This is a genomic window from Salinicola sp. JS01, assembly GCF_030284585.1.
Classification (GTDB): domain Bacteria; phylum Pseudomonadota; class Gammaproteobacteria; order Pseudomonadales; family Halomonadaceae; genus Salinicola.
Window position 1 is genome coordinate 1,634,096 of record NZ_CP127244.1, and the last position, 24,454, is coordinate 1,658,549.

Here is a 24,454-nt window from a genome sequence, read left to right on the forward strand (position 1 = left end):
ACATGGTCGATACATCTATCATCGTGCTCGGCGTCGTCATGTTCACCGTGATCGTGCTGGGTCTGGTCGCGGTGATCCTGGCCGCGCGCTCGCGGCTGGTGAGCAGCGGCGACGTGGCGATCGAGATCAATGGCGATCCCGACAACACCGTGACCACCCAGGCCGGCGGCAAGCTGCTGCAGACGCTGGCCGCCAATGGCATCTTCCTGTCGTCGGCGTGCGGCGGCGGCGGCACCTGCGCCCAGTGCAAGTGCCGGGTCCAGGAGGGCGGCGGCTCGATCCTGCCCACCGAGGAGTCGCACTTCACCATGCGCGAGAAGAACGAGGGCTGGCGTCTCTCGTGTCAGGTGCCGGTGAAGCAGGACATGAAGATCCGGGTTCCCGACGAGGTCTTCGGGGTGAAGAAGTGGGAGTGCGAGGTCATCGAGAACCCCAACGTCGCCACCTTCATCAAGGAGCTCAACCTCAAGCTGCCGGAGGGCGAGGAAGTGGCCTTCCGCGCCGGCGGCTACGTGCAGCTGGTAGCGCCGCCCTACGACGTCAAGTTCTCCGACTTCGATATCGAGAAGGAGTACCGGGGCGACTGGGAGAAGTTCGGACTGTTCGACATCTCGCACAAGAACGACGAGGAGGTCATTCGCGCCTACTCGATGGCGAACTATCCGGAAGAGAAGGGTATTCTCAAGTTCAATATCCGTATCGCCACGCCGCCGCCCAAGTCGAGCCATCCGCCGGGGCTGATGTCGACCTACGTGTTCAGTCTCAAGCCGGGTGACAAGGTCACGGTGATGGGGCCGTTCGGCGAGTTCTTCGCCAAGGACACCGACGCCGAGATGGTCTTCATCGGCGGTGGTGCCGGCATGGCGCCGATGCGCAGCCATATCTTCGACCAGCTCAAGCGCCTCAAGTCCAAGCGCAAGATGTCGTTCTGGTACGGCGCACGCTCCTGGCGCGAGACGTTCTACAACGAAGAGTACGACCAGCTGGCCGAGGAGTTCGACAACTTCGACTGGCATCTGGCGCTCTCCGATCCGCTGCCGGAGGACAACTGGGAAGGCCCGACCGGGTTCATCCACAATGTTCTCTACGAGAACTATCTCAAGGACCATCCGGCGCCGGAGGACTGCGAGTACTACATGTGTGGGCCGCCGATGATGAACGCCTCGGTGATCAAGATGCTCACCGACCTCGGGGTCGAGCCCGAGAACATCATGCTGGATGATTTCGGCGGATGACGCCGCGACCCACGCGCAAGATGGCAGGGCCAATCCTTCGGGGGTTGGCCCTGCTGTCGTTGGTCATGGCGATGGCCGTGGCGCTGGCCGGGTGCCAGCGTGAAGCGCAGGCCTATCGGCTCGAGGGGCCGATCTACGGCACCGGCTTTCATATCACCTTCTACGGCGATTACGACGACGCCCAGCTGGCAAAGATCGAAAGCTCGGTCAAGGCGGCGCTCGAGCAGGTCGATCAGTTGATGTCGACCTACAAGCCCGACTCGGAGCTGTCGCGCTTCAACCGCGCGCCGGTGGGCGAACCCTTCACGCTGTCGCCGCAGACGGCGGCGGTGATCCGCGAGGCGATCCGCATCGGCAAGCTTTCCGATGGCGCCTTCGATGTCACCGTGGGCAGTGCGGTCAACCTGTGGGGGTTCGGCCCCGACAAGCATCCCGACCGGGTGCCGGACGATGCCCAGATCGCTCAGGCGCTGGAGGCGGTGGACTACCGCGCGCTGAAGCTCGATGGCAACACCCTGACCAAGACCAAGCCGGTCTATGTCGATCTTTCGGGGATCGCCAAGGGGTATGGTGTCGATCAGGCGGCCAGGGCGCTCGAGGCCGCCGGGGTGGAGCGCTATCTGGTCGAGGTCGGCGGCGAGATCCGCACCCATGGCGACAAGCCCAACGGCGAGCCGTGGCGGATCGCGGTGGAAAAGCCGCTCTCGTACGAGCGCAGCGTGCAGCGTATCATTGAACTCGACGCCGCCGCCGTCGCCACCTCGGGGGACTATCGCAACTACTTCGAGGACGACGGCGAGCGCTATTCACACACCATCGATCCGCGCACCGGACGGCCGATCAAGCATCATCTGGTGTCGGTGACGGTCATCGCCGCCGACTGCATGACCGCGGACGCCCTGGCCACGGCGGTCGATGTGCTCGGTCCCGAGGCGGGCCTCGAGATGGCTCAGCGGGAGAAGCTCGCGGTCTATCTGGTGGTCAAGACGGCCGATGGGTTCGAGACGCGGGCGTCCGACGCCTTTCAGGCTTATCTCGCGGACACCGATGAGGAGACGCAATCATGACGATCTGGATTCTGGCTTTCGCGCTCATGCTGCTGCTGGTCGCCGGCATGGCGATCGGAGTCATCCTGGGGCGCAAGCCGATCAGCGGTTCCTGCGGGGGGCTCAATACCCTGGGGTTGAAGAATGGCTGTGAGATCTGCGGCGGCAACGACCAGGTGTGCGAGGAAGAGAGCCGCAAGAACGCGGTCGGCGCGCGCCGGCGCAGCGACGAGAACCGCGGTGCCGATCTCGGCTACGACGCCGTCAAGCGTTGAGCCGGCGTGCCGTGTGGCGGTCTTGGCGCTTGTTTCCAAAGCCTCTGATGCCCAGCCCCCGATGAGCCCACTTCGTCTAGCGGGGGAAAGGGGCCCTTGGGCTCTGCACTGAGAGTAGCTACCCGCCGACTGGCGGTCCGGTGCGGTCGCGATGACGACCGCACCGGCGTTTTTGCCCACCATCTTCAGAATCAGCCAAGTCAAGGAGCAGGCGAAACCCATGGCAGTCTACAACTACGATGTCGTCGTGATCGGGTCGGGCCCCGCCGGGGAGAGTGCCGCCATCAATGCGGCCAAGCACGGCCAGCGGGTCGCGGTGGTCGAGCGACAGTCGTCGGTAGGCGGGAACTGCACCCACTGGGGCACGATCCCCTCCAAGGCGCTGCGGCATCAGGTCAAGCAGATCATGCAGTTCAACACCAACCGCATGTTCCGCGATATCGGCGAACCGCGCTGGTTCTCGTTTCCCAAGGTGCTCGAGCGCTCGCGGGTCACCATCGACCAGCAGGTCGAACTGCGCACCAAGTTCTATTCGCGCAACCGCATCGACCTGTTCTTCGGCACCGCGCGCTTCCGTGACGAAAATACCGTGGTGGTGCGTGACAACCACGAGGGGGTCGAAGAGCTGAGCGCACGCCAGTTCGTGATCGCTACCGGCTCGCGCCCGTATCGGCCGGCGGACGTCAACTTCCGCCATCCGCGTATCTACTGTTCGGACACCGTGCTGGGCCTGTCGCACACGCCGCGCACGCTGATCATCTACGGCGCCGGGGTGATCGGCTCCGAGTACGCCTCGATCTTCTCGGGGCTCGGGGTCAAGGTCGATCTGATCGATACCCGCGAGCGGCTGCTGTCGTTCCTGGATGACGAGATCAGCGACGCGCTCTCCTACGAGCTGCGCAATAACGGCGTGCTGATCCGTCACAACGAGGAGTACCGCAGCGTCGAGGGCGACGAGTCGGGTGTGGTGGTCAATCTCGAATCGGGCAAGCGGCTGCGCGCCGACGCCTTCCTGTGGGCCAACGGGCGTACTGGCAACACCGACGAACTGGGGCTGGAAACGATCGGCCTCGAGCCCAACGGCCGTGGCCAGCTACAGGTCGACGACCACTATCGCACCGCGATCCCGCACATCTACGCGGTGGGCGATGTGATCGGCTGGCCGAGCCTGGCCAGCGCCGCCTACGACCAGGGACGCAACGCCAGTGACGAGTTCCTGGGCGGCGATTTCCGCTTCGTCGATGACATTCCTACCGGCATCTACACCATCCCGGAGATCAGCTCGGTGGGCAAGACCGAGCGCGAGCTGACCGAGGCCAAGGTGCCCTACGAGGTGGCCCAGGCGTTCTTCAAGGATACCGCGCGGGCGCAGATCACCGGCGACACCGCCGGCATGCTCAAGATCCTGTTCCATCGTGAGACCCTGGCGATCCTGGGCATCCACTGCTTCGGTGACCAGGCCTCCGAGATCGTGCACATCGGTCAGGCGATCATGCAGCAGCAGGGTGAGGCCAATACCCTGCGCTACTTCATCAATACCACCTTCAACTATCCCACCATGGCCGAGGCCTACCGCATCGCCGCGCAGAACGGGCTCAACCGGCTGTTCTGACGCGGGTGGCCAATGGTCTTCCTCAGCGCCCGGCCTCGTCGCCGGGCGCTGGCGTTTCTAACTCTTGCGCGGCGCTGTCGCGTGCCTGCCGCTCGCGCGCTTCGGCCAGCTGCAGTGCCGGATTGCGGTAGCGGTAGACCCGCAGGCTGGGCAGGAAGGGGTAGTCCTCCAGGCGCTGGTCCGAACGCTTGGCTCGGGTGCGGCTCGCCGGCGGCTGCAGCGGCGGGGCGTTATGGTCGGGTAGCCGAAGAGCCGGGTCGGGGATGAACAGCGGCAGCGGCAGGTTCATGGCGCGTCGCTGACGGCCATCCGCCAGCGCCTCGCGGAAGAACAGGTTGGCGCGCATCACGGGGGCCTGATTCTGGATCTGCGCCAGCGGCTCGTCGCTGGGAATATCGCCCAGCTTGCGCAGTTGGATGCGGATATGGGCGCCGGCGTTATCCATGCGCGCCAGCCGCGCCTCGGCCTCGGCCACGCTCAAGCGTTTGATCGAGCGCCCGCTGGTATACCACGCCAGACGTACCCGGGAGAGCGGGGCGTCGGCGATCGGCAGCTGGCGCCAGCACTGCTTGAGGTGCAGCCGCGCCAGCCCCTGGCCGCGCAGATGGTCGTGCAGCGCTGGATGGCGAAAGGGCAGTACCGCCTTGATTTCGGGTACCAGCCGCGGCGCGGCTTCGCGGATGTGCTTGAGAGTGGCAGCGAAGCGCGCCTTGGCGGCGTTGACCGTCTCGACGGCACTCATCAGTTCGGGGCCGGCGACGATCAGCCCGATATAGTTACGCGTCTCGCGCCCATCCTGACCGTCCTGGTACCAGAAGTCGGTCAGCGCGCGGCGCAGCCAGGCCGCGTCGACGGGGGCGTCGCCCAGCGCCCAGGCGGGCGTCGGCGCTTCGGTGTAGGTGTTGGCGAGCCGATCGGTGGCGGCGATCAGCTCGTCGAAGTCGGATTCCAGCTCGGCCAGCAGCCGGTATTGCAGTTCCATGATCGCCTCCACGACGGTTTGAATCAATTTATACCGTTATCTGGACGCCTGTCTAACGGCTTGGTAGCGAATCGACGGACATGGGGGCGTTGGCAGGTGGGCGGTGTGTATCTGGGCACCGAAAACGAGGAAGCGCTCCGGCGGCGAAAGCATGGGCTCTCGAGACGAGACCCGCGTGGTGCAGTGAACGGGTGATACCGTCAACCGGGCGGGCGCCGGCCGGCCGTGACGCAAGCACGGCCGGCCGTTATTACACGCGCTGGTTCAGCGGTCGCGATAGCGCTTGGTCAGGTCGCCGTAGGCGTCGACTCGCCGATCGCGCAGGTAGGGCCACATGCGGCGCACGTGTTCGCTGCGGCGCATGTCCAGCTCGACCAGGAGATTTTCGCTCTCCTCGCCGGCGTGGGCGAACAGTTCGCCCTGCGGGCCGCAGATGAAGCTGCCGCCCCAGAAGTCGATGCCGTCGCTCACCTTGGCCAGATCCGGCTCATGCCCGACCCTGTTGGCGACCACCACCGGCAGGCCGTTGGCCACGCCGTGGGCGCGCTGGATCAGGGTCCAGGCATCCTTCTGGCGCTGTTTCTCGGCCTGGTCATCCGGCGGATGCCAGCCGATCGCCGTGGGGTAGAGCAGCAGGTCGGCGCCCGCCAGCGCCATCAGGCGCGCGGCTTCCGGATACCACTGATCCCAGCACACCAGCACGCCGAGGCGACCCACCGAGGTGTCGATCGGCTCGAAGCCCTGGCGCTCGTCGCCGTCGCCGGGGGTGAAATAGAATTTTTCGTAGAAGCCCGGATCGTCGGGGATATGCATCTTGCGATAGTGGCCCACGCGGCCCTTGGCGCGATCCATCACCACCGCGGTGTTGTGATAGACCCCGGCGGCGCGGCGCTCGAAGATCGAGCCGACGATGACGATATCGAGCTCGCGCGCAAGCTCCGCCAGCGCCTGGGAGGTGGGGCCGTCCAGCGGTTCGGCCAGATCGAACAGCTCCGCGTCCTCGCACTGACAGAAGTAGTGCGTGGCGTGCAGCTCCTGCAGCAGCACCAGCTCGGCGCCCTGTGCGGCGAGCTCGCGCACACCCGCGGTGCTGGCGGCGAGGCTCTGCTGCTTGTCGGGCCACGCCTGCTGTTGAACCAGGCCGACCTTGAGTGTCTTCGACATGCTCCCTCCTTGTGGTGGGACGTGGTGACGATGTGGTGCCATGAGCGCATGGCGATAGCGCTGAAGCGCGGTTGATCGACGCCGGATTCAGTCGGCGTCTGCTGCCAACAGCGTGGGCGCGAGCGACCCGCGTGGCAACTGCATGGTCAGGCAGTGCAGGCTGCCATGCTGGCGGATCACGGCGCGACAGTCGATCGGAATCAGGTCGCGGTCGGGGAAGGCTGCCTTCAGCACTTCCAGAGCGCGGAAGTCGGCCGCGTCGCCGTAGGTCGGTACCAGCACCGCGCCGTTGATGATCAGGAAGTTGGCGTAGGTGGCCGGCAGACGATGCCCGTCGTCGGGGTCGTGGCAGGGCTTGGGCCAGGGGAGCGCGAACAGCCGATAGGGCGAGCCATCCTCGCGGCGCAGCGCCTTGATCTCATGCTCCATGGCGGCGAGCTCGGCGTAGTGCGGGTCGCTGGGGTCGTCGCAGCGCACGTAGGCGATGCTCGCCGCATCGCAGAAGCGCGCCAGGGTGTCGATATGACTATCGGTGTCGTCACCCTCGAGATGGCCATGCGCCAGCCATAGCACCCGCGTAGCGCCGAGATCCCGGCATAGACGCGTCTCGACCGCATCGCGATCGAGGTGCGGGTTGCGGTTGGGATTGAGCAGGCAGGCGCTGGTGGTCAGCAGCGTGCCCTCGCCGTCGCTGTCGATGGCGCCGCCTTCGAGCACCAGATCCTGGCTCTCGAGCGGTGCCTGAAACACGCCTTGGGCAGCCAGCGCGCGGCTGAGCCGATCGTCGCGTGCCGCTTCGAACTTGCCGCCCCAGCCGGTGAAGACGTAGTCGAGCAGGGTGATCGCGCCATCGCGGGAGACCGCGATCGGGCCATGATCGCGGGCCCAGGTGTCGTCGCTGTCGGCGATGACCAGGGCGCGCCGCCCGGGCGCGACACCGAGGGCGTCGAAGCGCTGCGTCAGGCGCTCGCACTGGGCAGCGTCGTGGACGCACACCAGCACCGGCTGATAGCGCGCGATCGCCACTACCATCGCCTCCAGCGTCGCTTCGATGGTGTCGAGCTGCGGTGCCCAATCGCTGGTAGGCGTGGGCCAGGTCAGTTGCACGGCATCCTGGAGATGCCACTCCGGAAGCAGGCGCAGGGTCAAGGCGGTCTCCATGGCGCGCGGCGGCGAGTGATGGCAAGGATGCCGGGGGACGCGGCATTTTAGGACTTGCCCGGCGTGATGCAAGCGCGATTTGGCGGCGCGCTTGGGGAACCGCGGGCGGGCTGGCAGCGTCTCAGTCCTGGTCGCTAGTCTAGCCTTTTACGGTTACCGGACAAGTCATCGCACGCGGCCGGTCATGATGCGTGATTGCGACGCCTATCCAGCGTTTGCGGGGCGCATCAAAACCCGTAACATGAGGCGCTGCTGACAAGGAAGCCAACCTGATGCTCGACCGTTTACCCTTTCTGGTGGGCCTGCGATATGTGCGGGCCAAGCGCCGGAACCACTTCATTTCCTTCATTTCGCTGACCTCGATGCTGGGCCTGGCCCTGGGTGTGGCGGTGCTCATTCTGGTGCTCTCGGTGATGAACGGTTTCGATCACGAGCTGCGCACCCGGGTGCTGGGCATGGTGCCGCATTCGCGCATCGAGCAGCAGGGCGGCATGCGCGACTGGAAGGCGCTGGCCGAGCGAGTGAGCCAGCATCGTGACGTCGTCGCGGTAGCGCCCTACGTGCAGCAGCAGGGCATGTTCTCCGCCGCCGGGCGCACCCAGGGGGCGCTGGTGACCGGTATACAGCCCGAATACGAGCGCAAGGTGTCGATCATCGGCCAGCACATGCAGGCAGGCTCCCTCGACGATCTGACGCCGGGCAGTTGGAACGTGATCCTGGGCGACCTGCTGGCGCGCAATCTGGGCGTGGGGGTCGGCGACCGCGTGACGCTGCTGGTGCCGGAAGCGTCGATCACCCCAGGCGGCGTGTTCCCACGGCTCAAGCGCTTCACCGTCAGCGGCATCTTCAAGGTCGGGGCCGATCTCGACGCCAATCTGGCCTACGCCAATATCGAGGACATGCAGGCGCTGGCGCGTCTCGGCGACAAGGTCGATGGCCTGCGTCTGGAACTCGACGATCTGTTCAAGGCCGGCCCTGTGACCCGCGATATCGTCAGCTCTCTAGGGGCCGGCTACCGCGGTCTGGACTGGACCTACACCCACGGCAATCTGTTCCAGGCGATCCAGATGGAGAAGCATATGATCGGCCTGCTGCTGATGGTGATCGTGGCCGTGGCGGCGTTCAATATCGTCTCGACGCTGGTGATGGTGGTCACCGACAAGCACGCCGATATCGCCATCCTGCGCACCATTGGCGCGACGCCGCGCTCGATCATGGGCATCTTCGTGGTCCAGGGCCTGGCGATTGGCATCATCGGCATCGTGCTCGGGGTGGTCGCGGGCATCGCGCTGGCGCTGAGCGTGTCCGATATCATCGCCTGGTTCCAATCGGTGACCGGTATCCAGTTCCTCGACCCCAACGTCTATTTCATCAGCTATCTGCCATCGCGACTGGAGTGGGACGATGTCTGGGTGATCGTCTCCAGCGCGTTCGTGCTGACCTTCATCTCGACGCTCTATCCCGCCTGGCGGGCGGCCCGAATCCAGCCCGCGGAGGTGCTGCGCTATGAGTGATGTATCCATCGACCGCTCCTCGGGGGCGCCGCGCGGCGAGCCGATGCTGGATTGTCGCCAGTTGACCCGGGTCTACAGTGAAGGGCCGCAGGACATCACCGTGCTCGATCATCTCGATCTGCAGGTCGCGGCGGGTGAGCGCGTGGCGGTGGTGGGCAGCTCGGGCTCGGGCAAGACCACGCTGCTCAATCTGCTGGGGGGCTCGACCGCCCCAGCGGTGGCGAGGTGGTGATCGGCGGACGGTCGCTGGCGGGATTCGGCGAGGCGGCGCTGGGGCGTTTCCGCAATCGCTATGTCGGCTTCGTCTATCAGTTCCACCATCTGCTGGCGGAGTTCACCGCCGCCGAGAACGTGGCGCTGCCGCTGATCATCCGCGGGCAGTCGCGCAAGATAGCGTTGAAGCGTTCGCTCGAACTGCTGACCCGGGTGGGTATGGCACCGCGCGGGGATCACAAGCCCGGCGAGCTCTCCGGCGGCGAGCGCCAGCGCGTGGCGATCGCGCGAGCGCTGGTCACCGACCCCAGTCTGGTGCTGATGGACGAGCCCACCGGCAACCTGGACCAGACCACCGCGTCCAACATCCTCGCCCTGATGGATGAGCTCGCCTCGAGCACCGAGTGTGCCTTCGTGGTGGTCACCCACGATCCGGCGGTCGCCGATCATCAGCATCGCAAGCTGCGTCTCGACAAGGGACGCCTGACCCCTGCCTGACATCGCCACCAGCCATCCCGGCTAAAGAGACGCGCCGCCCTGGACGATCAATCGTTCAGGGCGGTGTCGTTTTGGGGTGGCGTGAGGTATCGGTGGGTGCGGTGGGCGCCATACTCAGTGGCGCTGGCGCCGGGCGCGACGACGTGCCCGGCGGCGCCAGCTGCGCGCGATCTGCCAGCGCCAGATCAGGCGTACCAGTAGATTGCTCGAAAGCGCCAGCACCAGCCCGACCAGCAGCGAGCCGACGAACAGCGGCACCACGATATGTGCCATCTGTCCGGCGATCCAGGCGGTGCTGATATGCTCGGGCACCTGGCGGGCCGGGTAGTCCATGACCCAGGCCCCGACGCGATAGTTGAAGTAGAACACCACCGGCATGGTCAGCGGGTTGGTCATCCATACCAGGCTCACCGAGAGCGGCAGGTTGCCCCGGAAGCAGTAGGCACCGAAGGCTGCCAGCACCATCTGGAACGGAATCGGCAGCATGGCCGAGAAGCAGCCGACCATACAGGCGTTGCCGACACTCCGTCGGGACAGGATCCACAGTGCCGGGTCGCCCAGCATGTGGTGCATGAAGCGCAGCGAGCGCGTGCGCTGCAGTCTCTCCTGACTGGGGATGTAGCGTTGTAACCATCGACGAGACATGAGACCGCTCGCTGGACGAGAAGCGACCATTATCCATACAACGTCGAGGGCTCGCCATGTGTTGTAGCGGCCTTTCCCCGGCGCCGGCCGGCGCCTGCGGGCAATGACAGCGCGCTGGTGGGTGTGCCGGCCGGGTCTGGCGATGCCGCTGGCGCTGGCGGCGATCGCTGGCGCCCTGGCCGGCGAGGCGCTGCCCGCGGCGACCGGGGTGGGGCTGGCGCTGCTGGGTGTGGCGCTGCTGTTAGGTGCGGTCTGCGTGCGGGTGGTGGGGCGCAGCGGAGCCTGGAGCCTCATGGGTGGGGGGCTGTGTCTGCTGATGGCCGCCTGGTGCGCGCTGATGCTTGCCCATGACCGGGCGGGTCGACTACCCGAGGCGCTGGCGGGGCAAGAGTTTCGCCTTCAGGGTGTGGTCGAGAATCTCGAGCGCGATGACTGGCGAACTCGCTTCGCGCTGCAAGTCACCCGGTGCGAGGCGCTGGCGCAGCATGTCGCCTGCCCGCCGTTGGGGCAGGTGCGCCTCTCCTGGTATGCCGACAACGCTCTGGCTGCGGGGGAGCGCTGGGCGCTGACGGCGCGTCTGCGTCCGCCGCTGGGTTTTGCCAATCCGGATACTTTCGATTACGCCGCCTGGCTGCGTCGGGAGCATATCCACGCCCTGGGCTACGTGCGCGCTGAGGAGACGGCGCGGCGTCTGGCGCCGGCGCCTTTCTCGCTGCGCCGGGCGGCGCTCGAACGTCTGGCCAAGGTGCCGATGAGCGCGCTCGGCAAGCGCTGGTTGGCGGCGCTGACGCTGGGGGCCGCTGATGGCCTGACGGCCGCCGACTGGGAGTTGCTCAACGCCTCCGGCACCACCCATCTGATGGTGATCTCGGGCCTTCACGTGGGCATGGTGGCGACGCTGATGCTGTGGCTGTTGCGACGCCTGGCTCGCTGGTTCGCCCCCCGTGACTGGCGGCTGGTCGCGTGGCCGTGGGTGGGGGCGGCGCTGATGGCGTTCGCCTACGCCGGTCTTGCCGGTTTTGCACCGCCGACGCTGCGAGCCGCGCTGATGACCGCGATCGGTCTATGGGTGGCCAGTGGGCGCCATGCCCCGGGCTGGTGGCAGGCGTGGTGGCTGGCTCTGGCGCTGGTGGTGTTCGCTGACCCCATGGCGCCGTGGCGTCCGGGTGTCTGGCTCTCGTTCACGGCGGTGGCGGTGCTGATTCTGGCCTGGGCGGGGCGGCCACGCCCGCGTGGGGCACGCGGCTGGTGCCTGGCGCTGCTGCGCACCCAGTGGCTGCTGGCGCCGGTGATGGCGGCGGCGGTTCTGCTCGCCTTCGGCCGGCTGGCGCCGGCGGCGCCGTTGATCAATCTGCTGGCGGTGCCCGTGGTGGGCAGTCTGATGGTGCCGCTGGGCTTCTGCGGCTGGCTCTGGGTGGCCTGGCCCACGCTGGCCGGCTGGGTATGGGCGCCGTTCGACCTGCTGGCCCGGGGCGTGGCCGCGGCGCTGGCCTGGAGTGCTCAGGTCGTACCGCTGTGGCAGCCGGCGGCGTGGTGGCACTGGCCGCTGGCCTTGGCGCTACTGCTATGGGCACTGCTCTGGCTGCTGCCGGGCGTCGCCTTCAGGCTGCGGGTCTGGTTCAGCGCGCTGCTGCTGGTGAGCGTGGCCCTGCTGCGCGTGCCGCTATTGCCACCGGGTACGCTGGTGGTGACGGTCTACGATGTCGGTCAGGGGCAACTGGTCGAACTGCGCACTCGTCACCAGCGCGTGCTGGTGGATACCGGGCCGCGGTTCGGCTCCGGCTTCATGCCGTTGACGCTGCTATGGCCGCCGGGTCAGCGCTTCGATGCGGTGGTGGTGAGCCACAGTGATCGCGACCACTCGGGTGGGGTGCCGGGTTTGCGGGCGGACCACCGGGTGGACCGCTGGTGGGCACCGCGGGGAAACACGCTTGGCCTGCCATCGCGGCCGTGCGTCGCGGGAGAGACCTGGCGTGCGGATGGCGCCACCTGGCGGTTCCTGTCGCCGCCGCGGGGGGCAGCGGCGTTGTCGCGCAACGACCGCTCCTGCGTGCTGCTGGTCACGCTCGGCTCGCGGCGGGTGCTGATCACGGGTGACGCCGGGGTCACCATCGAGCGCCAGCAGCTCTTGCCGCAGCTGGGCACGGGGCGTATCGATGTGCTCGTGGCCGGTCACCACGGCAGCGCCACCAGTTCGGCGCCGAGCTTCGTAGCGGCGACGCGTCCGCGCGAGGTGGTCTTCAGCAGTGGCCGCCACAACCCTTTTGGCCACCCCAAACCGGCGGTGGTGGCACGCTTCCTGGCGGCGGGTAGCCGCGTCTGGAACACCGCCTACGACGGCGCGGTGCGCCTCGTGCTGAGCGCGAGCGGTATCGAGGTCGAGACCCAGCGCCATCCGGGCTGGTCGCGCCGGGCGACTGTCGACGCCGGGGATGTTGGGGTAGAATCCAGCCCCTGAATGCGCCCGCGGCGCGTGTCGCTGGCCTGATGGTTTATCGCCTCGCGTCGGCACCGGCCCGGCCGCTCGTCGAGCCCGCGCGGCCGCGGGCTCGACGCTTTTTATCCAGTCGAACGGAGTCACCGTGTCACAAGCTTCCAGTTGGGCGCTCTATCGACGTCTTCTCACCTATGTGCACTCGGAGTGGCGCTCCTTCGCGCTGGCGGTGGTGGGCTACGCCATCTATGCGGCTTCCAGCACCGCGCTGGCGGAGATGATGAAGCGGCTGATCGACGGTATCCAGCATCCCGATGCCGACTTCCGCTACTTTCTGCCGCTGTTCGTGGTGCTGATGTTCGCCGCGCGGGGTGTGGGCACCTTCCTCGGCACCTACTACATGAGCAACGTGGCACGTAACGTGGTGCACAAGCTGCGCTGCAACGTCTTCAACCATATGCTGCATCTGCCGGGGCGTTTCTTCGACATGCACTCCAGCGGCCATCTGATCTCGCGCGTGACCTATCACGTCGAGCAGGTCACTGGTGCTGCAACCAACGCCATCACCGTCATCCTGCGCGAAGGGCTCTTCGTCATCGGCCTGATCGGCTACCTGCTGTGGACCAACTGGCTGCTGACACTAATCTTCATGGCGGTGACGCCGCTGATCGGGCTGGTGGTGCGTTACACCAGTAAACGTTTTCGGCGTATCTCTCGGCGCATCCAGAATTCGATGGGGGATGTCACGCATGTCGCTTCCGAGGCGCTGACCGGCTATCGCGTGGTGCGTACTCACGGCGCCGAAGCCTACGAGAAGCAACGCTTCGAGGCGGCGAGCAACTACAACCGCGAGCAGAGCATCAAGGAGGCGATGACCAAGGCCACCAGCACCCCGGTGATTCAACTACTGGTGGCGCTGGCGCTGGCGGGTCTGGTATGGCTGGCCATGGCGCCCGAACTGATGAATGCCATGACCCCCGGTGAGTTCGTCGCCTTCATCACCGCCGCGTCGCTGATGGCCAAGCCGATTCGCTCGCTCACCGACGTCAACAGCATCATCCAGAAAGGGCTTTCTGCCTCCCAGGAGCTGTTCGGCCTGCTCGAGCAGCCGACCGAGGTCGACGAAGGCCAGCGCGAGCCGCATCGGCTGACCGGCCAGGTACGGTTCGAGGGCGTGCGCTTCGCCTATGCCGAGGGACAGCCCGAGGTGCTCAAGGGCATCGACCTGGAAGTGCCGGCGGGGCGGATGGTGGCCATCGTCGGACGCTCGGGCAGCGGCAAGTCGACCCTGATGAGCCTGCTGCCGCGCTTCTATCGGCCCACCGCCGGGCGCATTCTGATCGACGACATCGACATTCAGGAATACCAGCTTTCGCCACTGCGCCAGCAGATCGCCCTGGTCTCGCAACAGGTGACGCTGTTCAATACCACGATCGCCGAGAACATCGCCTACGGCGCGCCCGAGGCATCGAGAGAATCGGTGATCGCCAGCGCCAAGGCTGCCTATGCGCATGAGTTCATCGAGCGCCTGCCGCAGGGCTACGACACGCTGGTCGGCGACAACGGCGTCATGCTCTCCGGCGGCCAGCGCCAGCGCCTGGCGATCGCCCGTGCGATCTTCAAGGATGCGCCGATACTGATTCTCGACGAGGCGACCTCGGCGCTGGATACCGAGTCCGAGCGCTATATCCAGCAGGCGCTGGAGACGGTCTGCCAGGGGCGCACCACCTTCGTCATCGCCCACCGCCTGTCGACCATCGAGCGTGCCGATCGTATCGTGGTGATGGAGCAGGGCGAGCTGATCGAGAGCGGCACCCACGCCGAGCTGCTGGCCCAGGAGGGCGCTTACGCTTCGCTCTATCGGCTGCAGTTCCAGGAGCAGACGTGACGCCACTCGAGCGCGCCTGGTACCAGGGGGCCCCCTGGCTGCCGCTGCTCCAGCCACTCGAGGCACTCTACCGCGGCGCCGTGAGTCGCCGCCGCACGGCTTATCGCCAGGGGCGGCGCGAGGTCTGGCAGCCGCCGGTACCGCTGGTGGTGGTGGGCAATCTGAGCGTGGGTGGCACCGGCAAGTCGCCGTTGGTGGCCTGGCTGGCGGAGTGGCTGGTGGCCCGTGGCTGGCGTCCGGGAATCGTCTCGCGCGGCTATGGTGGCAAGGCGCCGGGCTATCCGCTGCTGGTCGACGCCGAGACACCGGTGGCGCACAGCGGAGACGAACCGCTGATGCTGGCACAGCAGAGTGGGGTCGCGGTGGCGGTCGACCCGCGCCGCCCGCGCGCCGCCCAGGCGCTGATCGAGGCGCGTGGCTGCGACGTGCTGCTGGCGGACGACGGCTTGCAGCATTACGCCCTGGGGCGGACACTCGAGATCGCGGTGGTCGATGGCCAGCGCGGTTTCGGCAATCGTCACTGCTTGCCACGCGGACCCCTGCGTGAGCCCCTGGAGCGCCTGGCGGCGGTCGATGCGCTGATCGGTAACGGTGGGCTCGATCCGCTGCGCGAGAACGACGCACCCGGGGTGCCGCGCTTCGTCATGCAGGTGCGTCCACGCGCCTGGCGCCATCTGCTCAGCGGCGCGACCCGGCCGATCGAGACGCCGCCGTTCGCCACCGCTGGGCCGGTGGAGGCGCTGGCGGGGATCGGCCATCCGCAGCGCTTCTTCGACACGCTGACAGCGCTGGGCGTGGTTCACCGCGCCCGGCGCTTCGCCGATCACCACGCCTTCAGCGCCGCCGACCTGCCTGCCGGCGATCGGCCGATCGTGATGACGGCCAAGGATGGGGTCAAGTGTCGCGACTTCGCCGACGAGCGCTGCTGGGTGCTGGATGTGATCGCCGCGCCGGATGCCGGCTTCGAACGGTGGTGGGCAGCGCGCGTCGAGCAGTGGCGCCAGCCAACCTGATCGCCACGCCGGTGTTGTTTCCCAGCGAAGACGAAGAAAGACAGCGAACGAAAGACGCCGGCCACCAGAGAGATATCGCGGACGGACCTCTGTCCGCCCTGAATCGCCACGAGGAGAGACCATGGACAAGGAACTGATAGCGATGCTGATCTGTCCCGTCAGCCACAGCGAGTTGACCTTCGACCGCGAACGCAACGAACTCAAGAGCTCGGTCAGCGGGCTGGCCTATCCGATCCGTGACGGCATCCCGGTGATGCTGGAGAGCGAGGCCCGGGTGATGAGCACCGAGGAGAAGCTCGGCAAGGTGGCGCCGACACCATGAGTGAATTCGTCGTCGTCATTCCGGCCCGCTACGGGTCGAGCCGTCTGCCCGGCAAGCCGCTGATGGAGATCGCCGGCCTGCCGATGGTGCAGCATGTGTGGCAGCGCGCCGGTGAGAGCCGTGCTTCACGGATCGTGATCGCCACCGATGATGCGCGGATCGAGACTGCGGCACGGGCGTTCGGCGCCGAGGTCGTGATGACCCGCGGCGATCACCCCTCCGGGACCGATCGCCTGGCCGAGGTCGCCGAGGCGTTGGCGCTGGCGGCCGATACCCTGGTGGTCAACGTGCAGGGCGATGAGCCGCTGCTGCCGGCCGCGGCCATCGACCTGGTGGCGCAGCGTCTGGCAGCCGATTCGCGCGCGTCGATCGCCACCCTGGCCGAGCCCATCCACGATGTGGAGACGCTGTTCAATCCCAACGTGGTCAAGGTGATCACCGATTTCAGCGGCCGGGCTCTCTATTTCTCGCGCGCGCCGATCCCGTGGGACCGCAACGCCTGGAAGACTCAGCCGCCGACGCTGCTGGAGACCGACGCCTGGCGCCGGCATATCGGGCTCTACGCCTATCGCGCCGGCTTTCTCGCCGAGTACATGACCTGGTCGCCGGCGCCGCTGGAGCAGCTCGAGCAGCTCGAGCAGCTGCGCGCGCTGCAGCATGGCCATCTGATCCAGGTTGCCGACGTCACCTCACCCTATCCCGGCGGTGTCGACACCCAAGAGGATCTGGAGCGGGTGCGCGAGCACTTCACAACACGGGGGCTGCATGGCTGAACGTGAGCCGAGTTATCGGGTGCTCTTCGTTTGCCTGGGTAACATCTGCCGCTCACCGACTGCCGAAGGCATGCTGCGCCAGCGCCTGATGCGGCTGGGTCTGAGTGCGCGCATCGCGGTCGACTCCTGCGGCACCGGGGCCTGGCACGTGGGGCAGCCTCCGGATCTGCGCGCCCAGCGCGTGGCACGGGAGCGGGGTATCGACCTCAGCGGGCTGCGCGCCCGTCAGCTGGTGCGCGAGGATTTCGAGCGCTTCGACGAGATCCTGGTCATGGATGGTGACAATCTCGAACAGGCGCTGATGCTGGCGCCGGCTGCGAGTCGAGCGCGGGTCGTGCGGCTGCTGTCCTACCTCGGCGAGCCCGAGAGCGATGTGCCCGACCCCTACTATGGCGGTGATACCGGCTTCACGTTCGCTATCGAGCGGATCGAGGCAGCGGTGGCCTGCCTGGCCGAGAGCCTTGCCCAGCGCTTGTCGGCGGCGCCCCATGCGTGAGCCTGAGGCGCTGGAATACGCGCGCGATCTCAGTCGTGCCAACACGATGGCACTGCCATGTATCGCCGAGCGCTTTTGGTGCGCACGGGATAGTGCCGCGGTCGCCGTGGCGCTGCGTCTGGCCAATGCCAATGATTGGCCCCTGAGCGTGCTGGGTGGGGGGAGTAATCTGCTGCTCCCGGCGCATCTCGCCGGCCTGACGCTGGTGCTCGAGCTGCCCGATATCGTCTTCACCCCGGGTGAGGGCGACAGCGTGGTGGTCGAGGTGGGGGCTGGTGTCGGCTGGCACGCGCTGGTGACGGCGTGCGTCGAGCGCGGGCTGTGGGGGATCGAGAATCTGGCGCTGATCCCCGGTCTTGTCGGGGCCGCGCCGATCCAGAATATTGGCGCCTATGGCGTCGAGCTCAGTGATGTGCTGCTCTGGGTGGAGTTCGTCGATCGCCGCGACGGCGAGTGCCATCGGTTGACGTCCGCATCCTGCGCGCTCGGTTACCGTGACAGCGTGTTCAAGCGCGAGTTGGCCAATCAGGTCGTGATCACCCGGCTGGCGCTGCGCCTTTCGCGCCTCCCGCGACCGCAGTTGGGTTACGGTGTGCTCGCCGAGCGTGTGTCGAAGCGTCCGGATCTGCAGGAGATCTTCTCAGCCATCTGCGCCATCCGCCGTGAAAAGCTGCCCGACCCGCGGGAGCTACCCAACGCGGGTAGTTTCTTCAAGAACCCCGTGGTCTGCGCGTCGCGCGCAGCGCAGTTGACGCAGCGCTACCCCGAGCTACCGCGCTATCCGCAGCCCGATGGTCGGGTCAAGCTGGCCGCAGGCTGGTTGATCGAACGCTGTGGCCTGAAGGGGTGGCGGCAGGGCGCTTTCGGCGTGCACGAGCGCCAGGCGCTGGTGCTGGTGCATTTCGGCGGTGGCGATCTCGCCGGGCTGTTGACGTTCGCCGCGGCGATCGCCGAGCGTGTTCACGACACTTTCGGTATCACTCTGGAGCGGGAGCCGCGCCAGGTCCACGAGTCCGAAGCCTAGCGCCCTATCTGCTTCACCGGCGGATCGATATCGCTGGCCCTGACAGCAAAAAGCCCAGACCGAGGTCTGGGCTTTTTGCGTTCTGGGCGCGTTCAGCTATCGCTGTTGCCCTGTTCACGACGCCGCTTCTCGCGCGGGTCGTTGTGCGCGCGGCGGCGGCGGGGCGGGCGTGAAGCGCCGGCCTCGTCTGCCTTGGTTTCCGGCTGGGTCTCGGCCTGGGCGACCTGAGGCTTAGCGTCGGCTTCCGGCTTGGCTTCGGTCTTGGCGTCGTCAACCTGAGCGGTCTGCGGCTTGGCTTCGCTCTTGGCGACGTCGGCCTGAACGGTCTGCGGCTTGGCTTCAGCTTCCGGTTTGGTCTCGGTCTTGGCGACGTCAACCTGAGCGGTCTGCGGCTTGGCATCGCTCTTGGTGACGTCGGCCTGAGCGGCCTGCGGCTTGACCTCGGGCTTTGCTGCTTCAGCCTGGGCGGCCTGCGGCTTAGCGCCGGCTTCCGACTTGGCCTCGCTCTTGGCGGCGTCGGCCTGAGCGGCCTGCGGCTTGGCATCGCTCTTGGTGACGTCGGCCTGAGCGGCCTGCGGCTTGACCTCGGGCTTTGCTGCTTCAGCCTGGGCGGCCTGCGGCTTGGCATCGCTGTTGGCGGCGTCGGCCTGAGCGGCCTGCGGCTTGGCCTCGGGCTTGGCCGCTTCAGCCTGGGTGGTTTGCGGCTTGGCCTCGGGCTTGGCCGCTTCAGCCTGGGTGGCCTGCGGCTTGGCGTCGGCCTCGGGCTTGGCAGCTTCAGCCTGGGTGGTTTGCGGCTTGGCGTCGGCCTGCGGCTTGGCGTCGAGTTCCGGCTTGGCCCCGCTCTTGGCGGCGTCGGCCTGAGCGGCCTGCGGTTTGGCGTCGACTTCCGGCTTGGCCTCGGGCTTGGCGACGTCGGTCTGAGCGGCCTGCGGCTTGGCGTCGACTTCCGGCTTGGCCTCGGGCTTGGCAGCTTCGGCCTGAGCTGCCTGCGGCTTGGCGTCGGCTTCCGGCTTGGCCTCGGACTTGGCGGCGTCGGCCTGAGCGGGCTGCGGCTTGGCGTCGGCTTCCGGCTTGGACTCGGACTTGGCGGCGTCTGCCTGAGCGGCCTGCGGCTTGGCGTTGGCTTCCGGCTTGGCCTCGGACTTGGCGACGTCGGCCTGCGGCTTGGCGTCGGCTTCCGGCTTGGCTTCGGTCTTGGCGGCGTCGGCCTGAACGGCCTGCGGCTTGGCCTCGGCAGTGCCTGCCTGGGGCGCTTCGCTATTCGCCGTGGCGGCCGCCGCCTGAAGACGCTGCTGCTCTTCGGCAGCGGCCGGGTTCAGCGCGTGCTGGCGGCTGCGGTTGCGGGGATTGTTACGCATGCGCTTCGGCTTGCTGTCGACACTCTCCTGCGGGGCGATAGCGCTATCCACGGTGTCGGCCTGACGCGCCGCCTTGGGCTTGCCGGCGTTGTCGGGCTTGGACGTCTCGGCGCGATTCTCGCTGGTACGTTCGCCTTTGCCGCGGCTCTCCTGGCGGGGCTGACGATTGCCTTGCTGGCGCGCGTCGTCGCCGCCCTGACGGCTGTCATCTTTCTGGCGGTTGTCATCCTTCTGGCGGTTGTCGTTACCGCCTTGACGATTGTCGCTGCCGTTCTGGCGATTGCCGTTACGTCCACTGTCGTTGCGATTGTCGTTACCATTCTGGCGGTCGTCCGACTGCCGGCGGCGGCGGTTGTTGCCGTTGCCCTGGCGGTTGTCGCTCCGATTGCTCTGGCGGCTGTCGTTACCGGCATCGGCCTGCTTGCCATTGTCGCCGTCACGCTTGGCACCGCCGCTGCGCTGCTGCTCACCGTTACGCTGCGAGTCGCCGTTACGATTGCCACGGTTACCGCCGGTGTTGTGTGACGCCGGCTTGTCGTTGCTGCCGGTGCTGCGCGCCTGGCTGTCGCTGGACGGGCGAGAGACCTCCTCGTCGGCGCGACGACGGCCGAACAGGCCGCGGAACAGCTGGATCAGACCGCCGTTATGTGCCGCCTGTGGCTGCGCGGCAACGGGCTCGGACTTGGCCGCCTGCGGTTGCGACTTTGGCTGGGCGGCGGCTGGCTGGGGCGCGGGCGCTTCCGGCTCCTGATGCAGCGAGTCCGGGGCAGGGGCGGTATGGAGCACGGTCTGCACGGCCGCCTGGGTGCGCTGGATCGGTTTGGCCAGGCTGGTCTCCGGCTCCTTGATCGCTTCGCTCTCGACCGAGAGCTCATAACTCGACTTGTGCTCGTCACCCTCTTCGCAGACGTGATCGTCGCGCAGACGCTGGACGTCGTAGTGTGGGGTGTCCATGTCCGGGTTGGGCAGCAGCAGTACGCGTACCTTCTGACGCCGCTCGACGTCGGAGAGTACGTTGCGCTTCTCGTTGAGCAGATAGGTGGCGACAGGCACCGGGAGGATGGCGCGAATCTGTGCGCTGCGCTCCTTCATCGCTTCCTCTTCGATCAGACGCAGGATCGAGAGCGCCATCGAGCGCACGTCGCGGATCGTGCCCTGGCCGTCACAGCGCGGGCAGACCACGCCGCTGGTCTCACCCAGTGACGGGCGCAGACGCTGACGCGACATCTCCATCAGGCCGAAGCGCGAGATACGTCCGATCTGGACCCGCGCACGGTCGAGCTTGAGCGCATCACGCACCCGGTTCTCCACCTCGCGCTGGTTGCGTGCCGGCGACATGTCGATGAAGTCGATCACCACCAGGCCGCCGATGTCGCGTAGACGCAGCTGGCGGGCGATCTCGTCGGCCGCCTCGAGGTTGGTCTGCAGCGCGGTCTCTTCGATATCGGCGCCGCGGGTGGCACGCGCCGAGTTGATGTCGATGGAGACCAGGGCTTCCGTGTGGTCGATCACCACCGAGCCACCGGAGGGCAGCTTGACCTCGCGCTGATAGGCGGTCTCGATCTGGGACTCGATCTGAAAGCGCGAGAACAGCGGCACGTCATCGCTGTAGAGCTTGATCTTCTGCTGATAGGAGGGCATCACCTGGCGGATGAAGCTGAGCGCCTCCTCGTGGACCGCGGGGCTGTCGATCAGTACCTCGCCGATATCCTGGCGCAGGTAGTCGCGCATGGCGCGGATGATGACGTTGGATTCGCGGTAGATCAGGAAGGGGGCCGGGCGCTTGACCGCTTCGGCGGTGATCGCTTCCCACACCTGCACCAGGTAGTCGAGATCCCACTGCAGCTCTTCCGACGAGCGGCCGATCCCGGCGGTGCGCACGATCACGCCCATCTTGTCGGGCAGCGTGAGCTGGCCCATGGCGTCCTTGAGCTGGCTGCGCTCATCGCCCTCGATGCGCCGCGAGATACCGCCGGCGCGCGGGTTGTTGGGCATCAGTACCAGGAAGCGCCCGGCCAGGCTGATGAAGGTGGTGAGCGCCGCGCCCTTGTTGCCGCGCTCCTCCTTGTCGACCTGGACGATGACTTCCTGCCCCTCCTTGAGCACCTCCTTGATATTGGGGCGCCCCGAGGGTTCCTTGGAGAAGTACTCGCGGGAGATCTCCTTGAGCGGCAGAAAGCCGTGACGATCGGCGCCGAAGTCGACGAAGGCGGCTTCCAGGCTGGGTTCCAGGCGGGTGATCTTGCCTCGATAGATGTTGGCCTTCTTCTGCTCCCGGGCGCCGGACTCGATGTCCAGATCGTAGAGGCGTTGGCCATCGACGAGGGCGACGCGCAACTCTTCCGGTTGGGTCGCGTTGATCAGCATTCTTTTCATGACATCTCGCAAATTCAGCGTGCCGGTGGAAGGCAGGCCTGAATCGGCGACGACGAACCGCAAGCGGTCGTGCTGTGCTCGCGCACATTGGTGGAGCGACCCCGCAGGAGGAACAAGCTTCACGTGAGCCAGAAAGAACTTGGCGTGTCACCAACGCGTGGAACCGCGTCGAGACTCGAAAGGACTGCCCGGTCGCTGCGCGCCGGGTGGTCTCTTGTCCCCCCGGCCACAGTCGGGTCGACGCTCGTCGAGCCCTTTGGCGTGCTGGCTGATTACCTTGGCATCTCTGCTTTCCTGACCTGCTTGTCTGGGTGCTGCACGAACATGTGTTGAGTACGAAACGGTGGCGGAACATGTCACGGTGCGCATCGATCAGCCGCATCCGGTCCCGCAGACTGCCGTCTATATCACTTGGCATTGTTCGGTTCGGCGACGCCTTCCACCGGTACTTGTGGGTTTCCCTGGAGGAGGTGCGCTGACGTTGTCGTCAGTGCATGGCTCCCGGCAGGGGCAGGGCGTTCCAAACGTGTTTTGATCGACCCAGAGCGTGTGACTTTCGCTAACCCTCTGGGGGATCGAGACATTTTTTCGCTCCGGCCAGCGTATTCAGGGGCTGGCGCCGACGTGGAGATAGCCACTGAGCGACATCGCAATATAACAGTAATGGCGCGCGGGCGGCAATTGAGGTCGCGCCGTGCGGGGAGTGCGTTAGAATGGCCGGCCGTCGGCGCCAGAGGCCGCCGATTCGCGTTGCCGAGGAGTCAAGCATGGCCGAGGGCCAGGAAGTCCAGTTCATCGAAGTCAGCGAGTCCCAGGCGGGGCAGCGTATCGACAATTTTCTGCGTACCCGGCTCAAGGGCGCGCCGAAGTCGCTGATCTATCGGATCGTGCGCAAGGGCGAGGTGCGGGTCAACAAGAAGCGGATCAAGGCCGACTATCGGCTGCAGAGTGGGGACCTCGTGCGCGTGCCGCCGCTGCGGCTGACGCCGGAGAGCGCGGTCAAGGAGGCCAGCGAAGGGCTGCGCAATCTGCTCGCCGGCAGCGTGCTGGTCGAGAGCCCTGACTGGCTGGTGATCAACAAGCCCTCGGGGCTGGCGGTACATGGCGGCAGCGGGGTCAAGATCGGGCTGATCGAAGCGCTGCGCCAGGTGCGTGAGGACCTCGACTTTCTCGAACTGGTTCACCGTCTCGACCGTGACACCTCGGGCTGCCTGCTGCTGGCCAAGAATCGCACCGCGCTGCTCTCGCTCAACGCCGCCATGAAGGAGCGGCGCATGGAGAAGAAGTATCTGGCGCTGGTACAGGGGCGCTGGCCGGCGCGGCGCGACTATGTCAGCGCGCGCCTGGACCGCTACGACGCCGGCAACGGTGAGCGCCGGGTGCGCGTTGACGACGCCGGCAAGGTCTCGCGCACCCGCTTTGCCGTGCGCGAGACGCTGCCCCGGGTGACCCTGGTCGAGGCCGAGCCGGTCACCGGGCGCACGCACCAGATACGCGTGCATGCCGCCCATGCCGGGCATGCGTTGCTGGGAGACGACAAGTACGGCACGCCGGAGGGTGAGCGCATGGCTCGGGGGCTGGGGCTCGATCGGCTGTTCCTGCACGCGCTGACGCTGACCTTCCCCGATCCCAAGAGCGGTCGCGACGTACAGGCGCGGGCGCCGCTGGAGGCATCGCTGGAACGGGCGCTGGAGCGGGCACGGCATGCCTCTTGACGCTCGTCTGCAGGGGGCGCCGCGGGCCTGCCGTTATCGGCTGGTGATATTCGACTGGGATGGCACGCTGATGGACTCGGCGGCGCGGATCGTCGCTTGCATGGAGGCTGCCGCTGACGAGCTCGGCTGGGTGGCACCGACACCGGCGGCGATCCGCGACATCATCGGGCTGGGTCTGCCCGAGGCGATGGAGGCGCTCTATCCGGGGATCGGGGAGTTGGAGCGGGATACCCTGCAGGCCGCGTTCAGCCGGCAGTTCCGCCTTGCCGACCAGGTGCCGTCGCCGTTCTTCCCCGGCGTGCGCGAGGGCATGGCGCAACTGCGCCAGACGCCCGGTTGTCGCCTGGCGGTGGCCACCGGCAAGAGTCGGCGAGGTCTCGATCGCGTCTTCGCCCACCACGGCTGCGGCGAGTGGTTCGCGGCCAGTCGCACCGCCGACCAGACCCGCTCCAAGCCGCACCCGCAGATGCTCGAGGAGCTGCTGGCGATGTGCCAGCTGCCGGCTGAGGCGGCGGTCATGGTTGGTGATACCGAGTACGATCTGGAAATGGCGCGGGCGCTGGGCATGGATCGGGTGGCGGTGAGCTATGGCGTCCATGCGCGTGAGCGGCTGCTCGCCAGTGAGCCGGTACACGTCGTCGATGATTTTGCCGGGCTGGTCGAGTGGCTGTTGCCCGGCCCGGTTCGAGAAGGTAGTGCGTGACACCTGG

At 66.9% G+C, this 24,454-nt stretch carries 19 protein-coding genes and 1 pseudogene; 15 read left to right on the forward strand and 5 right to left on the reverse strand.

Annotated elements, in window-relative coordinates; translation table 11 throughout:
* Positions 1-2: 2 nt before the first annotated feature.
* From nqrF to sthA, 4 genes are all read left to right on the forward strand, one after another.
* Positions 3-1,235 (forward strand): NADH:ubiquinone reductase (Na(+)-transporting) subunit F, encoded by a 1,233-nt coding sequence (gene nqrF / locus QO259_RS07380; protein WP_285952338.1) that lies wholly within the window; start codon positions 3-5, stop codon positions 1,233-1,235.
* The gene (locus QO259_RS07385) at positions 1,232-2,302 is read left to right on the forward strand and encodes an FAD:protein FMN transferase (RefSeq protein ID WP_285952339.1); all 1,071 of its coding nucleotides are present in this window, start codon (positions 1,232-1,234) and stop codon (positions 2,300-2,302) included. The genes nqrF and QO259_RS07385 overlap by 4 nt, the downstream gene beginning before the upstream one ends.
* Positions 2,299-2,556 (forward strand): (Na+)-NQR maturation NqrM, encoded by a 258-nt coding sequence (gene nqrM / locus QO259_RS07390; protein ID WP_035474538.1) that lies wholly within the window; start codon positions 2,299-2,301, stop codon positions 2,554-2,556. The genes QO259_RS07385 and nqrM overlap by 4 nt, the downstream gene beginning before the upstream one ends.
* A 220-nt stretch (positions 2,557-2,776) precedes the next feature.
* Positions 2,777-4,168 (forward strand): Si-specific NAD(P)(+) transhydrogenase, encoded by a 1,392-nt coding sequence (gene sthA, locus QO259_RS07395; RefSeq protein ID WP_106420335.1) that lies wholly within the window; start codon positions 2,777-2,779, stop codon positions 4,166-4,168.
* A gap of 22 nt (positions 4,169-4,190) precedes the next feature.
* Here the strand turns inward: sthA and QO259_RS07400 are convergent, their stop codons facing one another.
* The 3 genes from QO259_RS07400 to QO259_RS07410 all read right to left on the reverse strand — a co-directional run bounded on the left by QO259_RS07400 (position 4,191) and on the right by QO259_RS07410 (position 7,463).
* Complete coding sequence (locus tag QO259_RS07400; RefSeq protein ID WP_285952340.1) at positions 4,191-5,150, reverse strand: DNA replication terminus site-binding protein; 960 nt, start codon at positions 5,148-5,150, stop codon at positions 4,191-4,193.
* Between the two features lie 264 nt (positions 5,151-5,414).
* A complete protein-coding gene (locus QO259_RS07405) occupies positions 5,415-6,314 on the reverse strand; it encodes a carbon-nitrogen hydrolase (protein WP_285952341.1) in 900 nt (299 codons plus the stop codon).
* Between the two features lie 87 nt (positions 6,315-6,401).
* Positions 6,402-7,463 carry an agmatine deiminase family protein gene (locus QO259_RS07410; RefSeq protein ID WP_285952342.1) on the reverse strand — a complete coding sequence of 354 codons (1,062 nt, stop codon included), beginning with the start codon at positions 7,461-7,463 and terminating at the stop codon, positions 6,402-6,404.
* Between the two features lie 284 nt (positions 7,464-7,747).
* Between QO259_RS07410 and QO259_RS07415 the strand changes: the two genes are divergently transcribed.
* Together QO259_RS07415 and QO259_RS07420 are read left to right on the forward strand one after the other, a co-directional pair.
* Positions 7,748-8,989, forward strand: a complete 1,242-nt coding sequence (locus QO259_RS07415; RefSeq protein ID WP_035474546.1) for a lipoprotein-releasing ABC transporter permease subunit — start codon at positions 7,748-7,750, stop codon at positions 8,987-8,989.
* Positions 8,982-9,700: pseudogene (locus QO259_RS07420) on the forward strand (ABC transporter ATP-binding protein). Before QO259_RS07415 ends, QO259_RS07420 begins: the two are co-directional and overlap by 8 nt.
* A 114-nt stretch (positions 9,701-9,814) precedes the next feature.
* Here QO259_RS07420 and QO259_RS07425 read toward each other — a convergent pair.
* Entirely contained in the window at positions 9,815-10,345 is a 531-nt protein-coding gene (locus QO259_RS07425; protein WP_285952343.1) for a DUF2062 domain-containing protein, read from the reverse strand.
* A 103-nt stretch (positions 10,346-10,448) separates the two neighbouring features.
* On the opposite strand from QO259_RS07425, the gene QO259_RS07430 reads away from it, so the two are divergent.
* The 7 genes from QO259_RS07430 to murB all read left to right on the forward strand — a co-directional run bounded on the left by QO259_RS07430 (position 10,449) and on the right by murB (position 18,295).
* Positions 10,449-12,803, forward strand: a complete 2,355-nt coding sequence (locus QO259_RS07430) for a DNA internalization-related competence protein ComEC/Rec2 (RefSeq protein WP_285952344.1) — start codon at positions 10,449-10,451, stop codon at positions 12,801-12,803.
* Positions 12,804-12,927: 124 nt separating this feature from the next.
* Positions 12,928-14,667: a lipid A export permease/ATP-binding protein MsbA gene (gene msbA, locus QO259_RS07435; protein ID WP_285952345.1), complete on the forward strand. Its 1,740-nt coding sequence runs from the start codon at positions 12,928-12,930 to the stop codon at positions 14,665-14,667.
* Positions 14,664-15,680 carry a tetraacyldisaccharide 4'-kinase gene (lpxK, locus tag QO259_RS07440; RefSeq protein WP_285952346.1) on the forward strand — a complete coding sequence of 339 codons (1,017 nt, stop codon included), beginning with the start codon at positions 14,664-14,666 and terminating at the stop codon, positions 15,678-15,680. Before msbA ends, lpxK begins: the two co-directional genes overlap by 4 nt.
* A gap of 121 nt (positions 15,681-15,801) precedes the next feature.
* Complete coding sequence (locus QO259_RS07445) at positions 15,802-16,002, forward strand: Trm112 family protein (RefSeq protein ID WP_285952347.1); 201 nt, start codon at positions 15,802-15,804, stop codon at positions 16,000-16,002.
* Positions 15,999-16,775 (forward strand): 3-deoxy-manno-octulosonate cytidylyltransferase, encoded by a 777-nt coding sequence (kdsB, locus tag QO259_RS07450; protein ID WP_285952348.1) that lies wholly within the window; start codon positions 15,999-16,001, stop codon positions 16,773-16,775. The genes QO259_RS07445 and kdsB overlap by 4 nt, the downstream gene beginning before the upstream one ends.
* Positions 16,768-17,271: a low molecular weight protein-tyrosine-phosphatase gene (locus QO259_RS07455; protein ID WP_285952349.1), complete on the forward strand. Its 504-nt coding sequence runs from the start codon at positions 16,768-16,770 to the stop codon at positions 17,269-17,271. The genes kdsB and QO259_RS07455 overlap by 8 nt, the downstream gene beginning before the upstream one ends.
* Positions 17,264-18,295, forward strand: a complete 1,032-nt coding sequence (gene murB / locus QO259_RS07460; protein ID WP_285952350.1) for a UDP-N-acetylmuramate dehydrogenase — start codon at positions 17,264-17,266, stop codon at positions 18,293-18,295. Before QO259_RS07455 ends, murB begins: the two co-directional genes overlap by 8 nt.
* A gap of 92 nt (positions 18,296-18,387) precedes the next feature.
* Here murB and rne read toward each other — a convergent pair whose 3' ends face one another.
* Positions 18,388-22,029: a ribonuclease E gene (gene rne, locus QO259_RS07465; RefSeq protein ID WP_285952351.1), complete on the reverse strand. Its 3,642-nt coding sequence runs from the start codon at positions 22,027-22,029 to the stop codon at positions 18,388-18,390.
* A 767-nt stretch (positions 22,030-22,796) separates the two neighbouring features.
* Here rne and QO259_RS07470 point away from each other — a divergent pair.
* Positions 22,797-23,744, forward strand: coding sequence for an RluA family pseudouridine synthase (locus QO259_RS07470; RefSeq protein ID WP_035474568.1), 948 nt, complete (start codon positions 22,797-22,799; stop codon positions 23,742-23,744).
* A complete protein-coding gene (locus QO259_RS07475) occupies positions 23,734-24,447 on the forward strand; it encodes an HAD-IA family hydrolase (protein ID WP_285952352.1) in 714 nt (237 codons plus the stop codon). The genes QO259_RS07470 and QO259_RS07475 overlap by 11 nt, the downstream gene beginning before the upstream one ends.
* Positions 24,448-24,454: the final 7 nt, after the last annotated feature.

Bases quoted from the DNA above. Each gene is read 5' to 3' on its own strand.
- rne (WP_285952351.1), bottom strand. From the start codon at position 22,029: ATGAAAAGAATGCTGATCAACGCGACCCAACCGGAAGAGTTGCGCGTC.
- QO259_RS07415 (WP_035474546.1), top strand. From the start codon at position 7,748: ATGCTCGACCGTTTACCCTTTCTGGTGGGCCTGCGATATGTGCGGGCC.
- QO259_RS07405 (WP_285952341.1), bottom strand. From the start codon at position 6,314: ATGTCGAAGACACTCAAGGTCGGCCTGGTTCAACAGCAGGCGTGGCCC.
- QO259_RS07445 (WP_285952347.1), top strand. From the start codon at position 15,802: ATGGACAAGGAACTGATAGCGATGCTGATCTGTCCCGTCAGCCACAGC.
- nqrM (WP_035474538.1), top strand. From the start codon at position 2,299: ATGACGATCTGGATTCTGGCTTTCGCGCTCATGCTGCTGCTGGTCGCC.
- QO259_RS07455 (WP_285952349.1), top strand. From the start codon at position 16,768: ATGGCTGAACGTGAGCCGAGTTATCGGGTGCTCTTCGTTTGCCTGGGT.
- QO259_RS07430 (WP_285952344.1), top strand. From the start codon at position 10,449: ATGACAGCGCGCTGGTGGGTGTGCCGGCCGGGTCTGGCGATGCCGCTG.
- QO259_RS07385 (WP_285952339.1), top strand. From the start codon at position 1,232: ATGACGCCGCGACCCACGCGCAAGATGGCAGGGCCAATCCTTCGGGGG.
- QO259_RS07400 (WP_285952340.1), bottom strand. From the start codon at position 5,150: ATGGAACTGCAATACCGGCTGCTGGCCGAGCTGGAATCCGACTTCGAC.
- QO259_RS07470 (WP_035474568.1), top strand. From the start codon at position 22,797: ATGGCCGAGGGCCAGGAAGTCCAGTTCATCGAAGTCAGCGAGTCCCAG.
- murB (WP_285952350.1), top strand. From the start codon at position 17,264: ATGCGTGAGCCTGAGGCGCTGGAATACGCGCGCGATCTCAGTCGTGCC.
- QO259_RS07425 (WP_285952343.1), bottom strand. From the start codon at position 10,345: ATGTCTCGTCGATGGTTACAACGCTACATCCCCAGTCAGGAGAGACTG.
- nqrF (WP_285952338.1), top strand. From the start codon at position 3: ATGGTCGATACATCTATCATCGTGCTCGGCGTCGTCATGTTCACCGTG.
- kdsB (WP_285952348.1), top strand. From the start codon at position 15,999: ATGAGTGAATTCGTCGTCGTCATTCCGGCCCGCTACGGGTCGAGCCGT.
- sthA (WP_106420335.1), top strand. From the start codon at position 2,777: ATGGCAGTCTACAACTACGATGTCGTCGTGATCGGGTCGGGCCCCGCC.
- QO259_RS07475 (WP_285952352.1), top strand. From the start codon at position 23,734: ATGCCTCTTGACGCTCGTCTGCAGGGGGCGCCGCGGGCCTGCCGTTAT.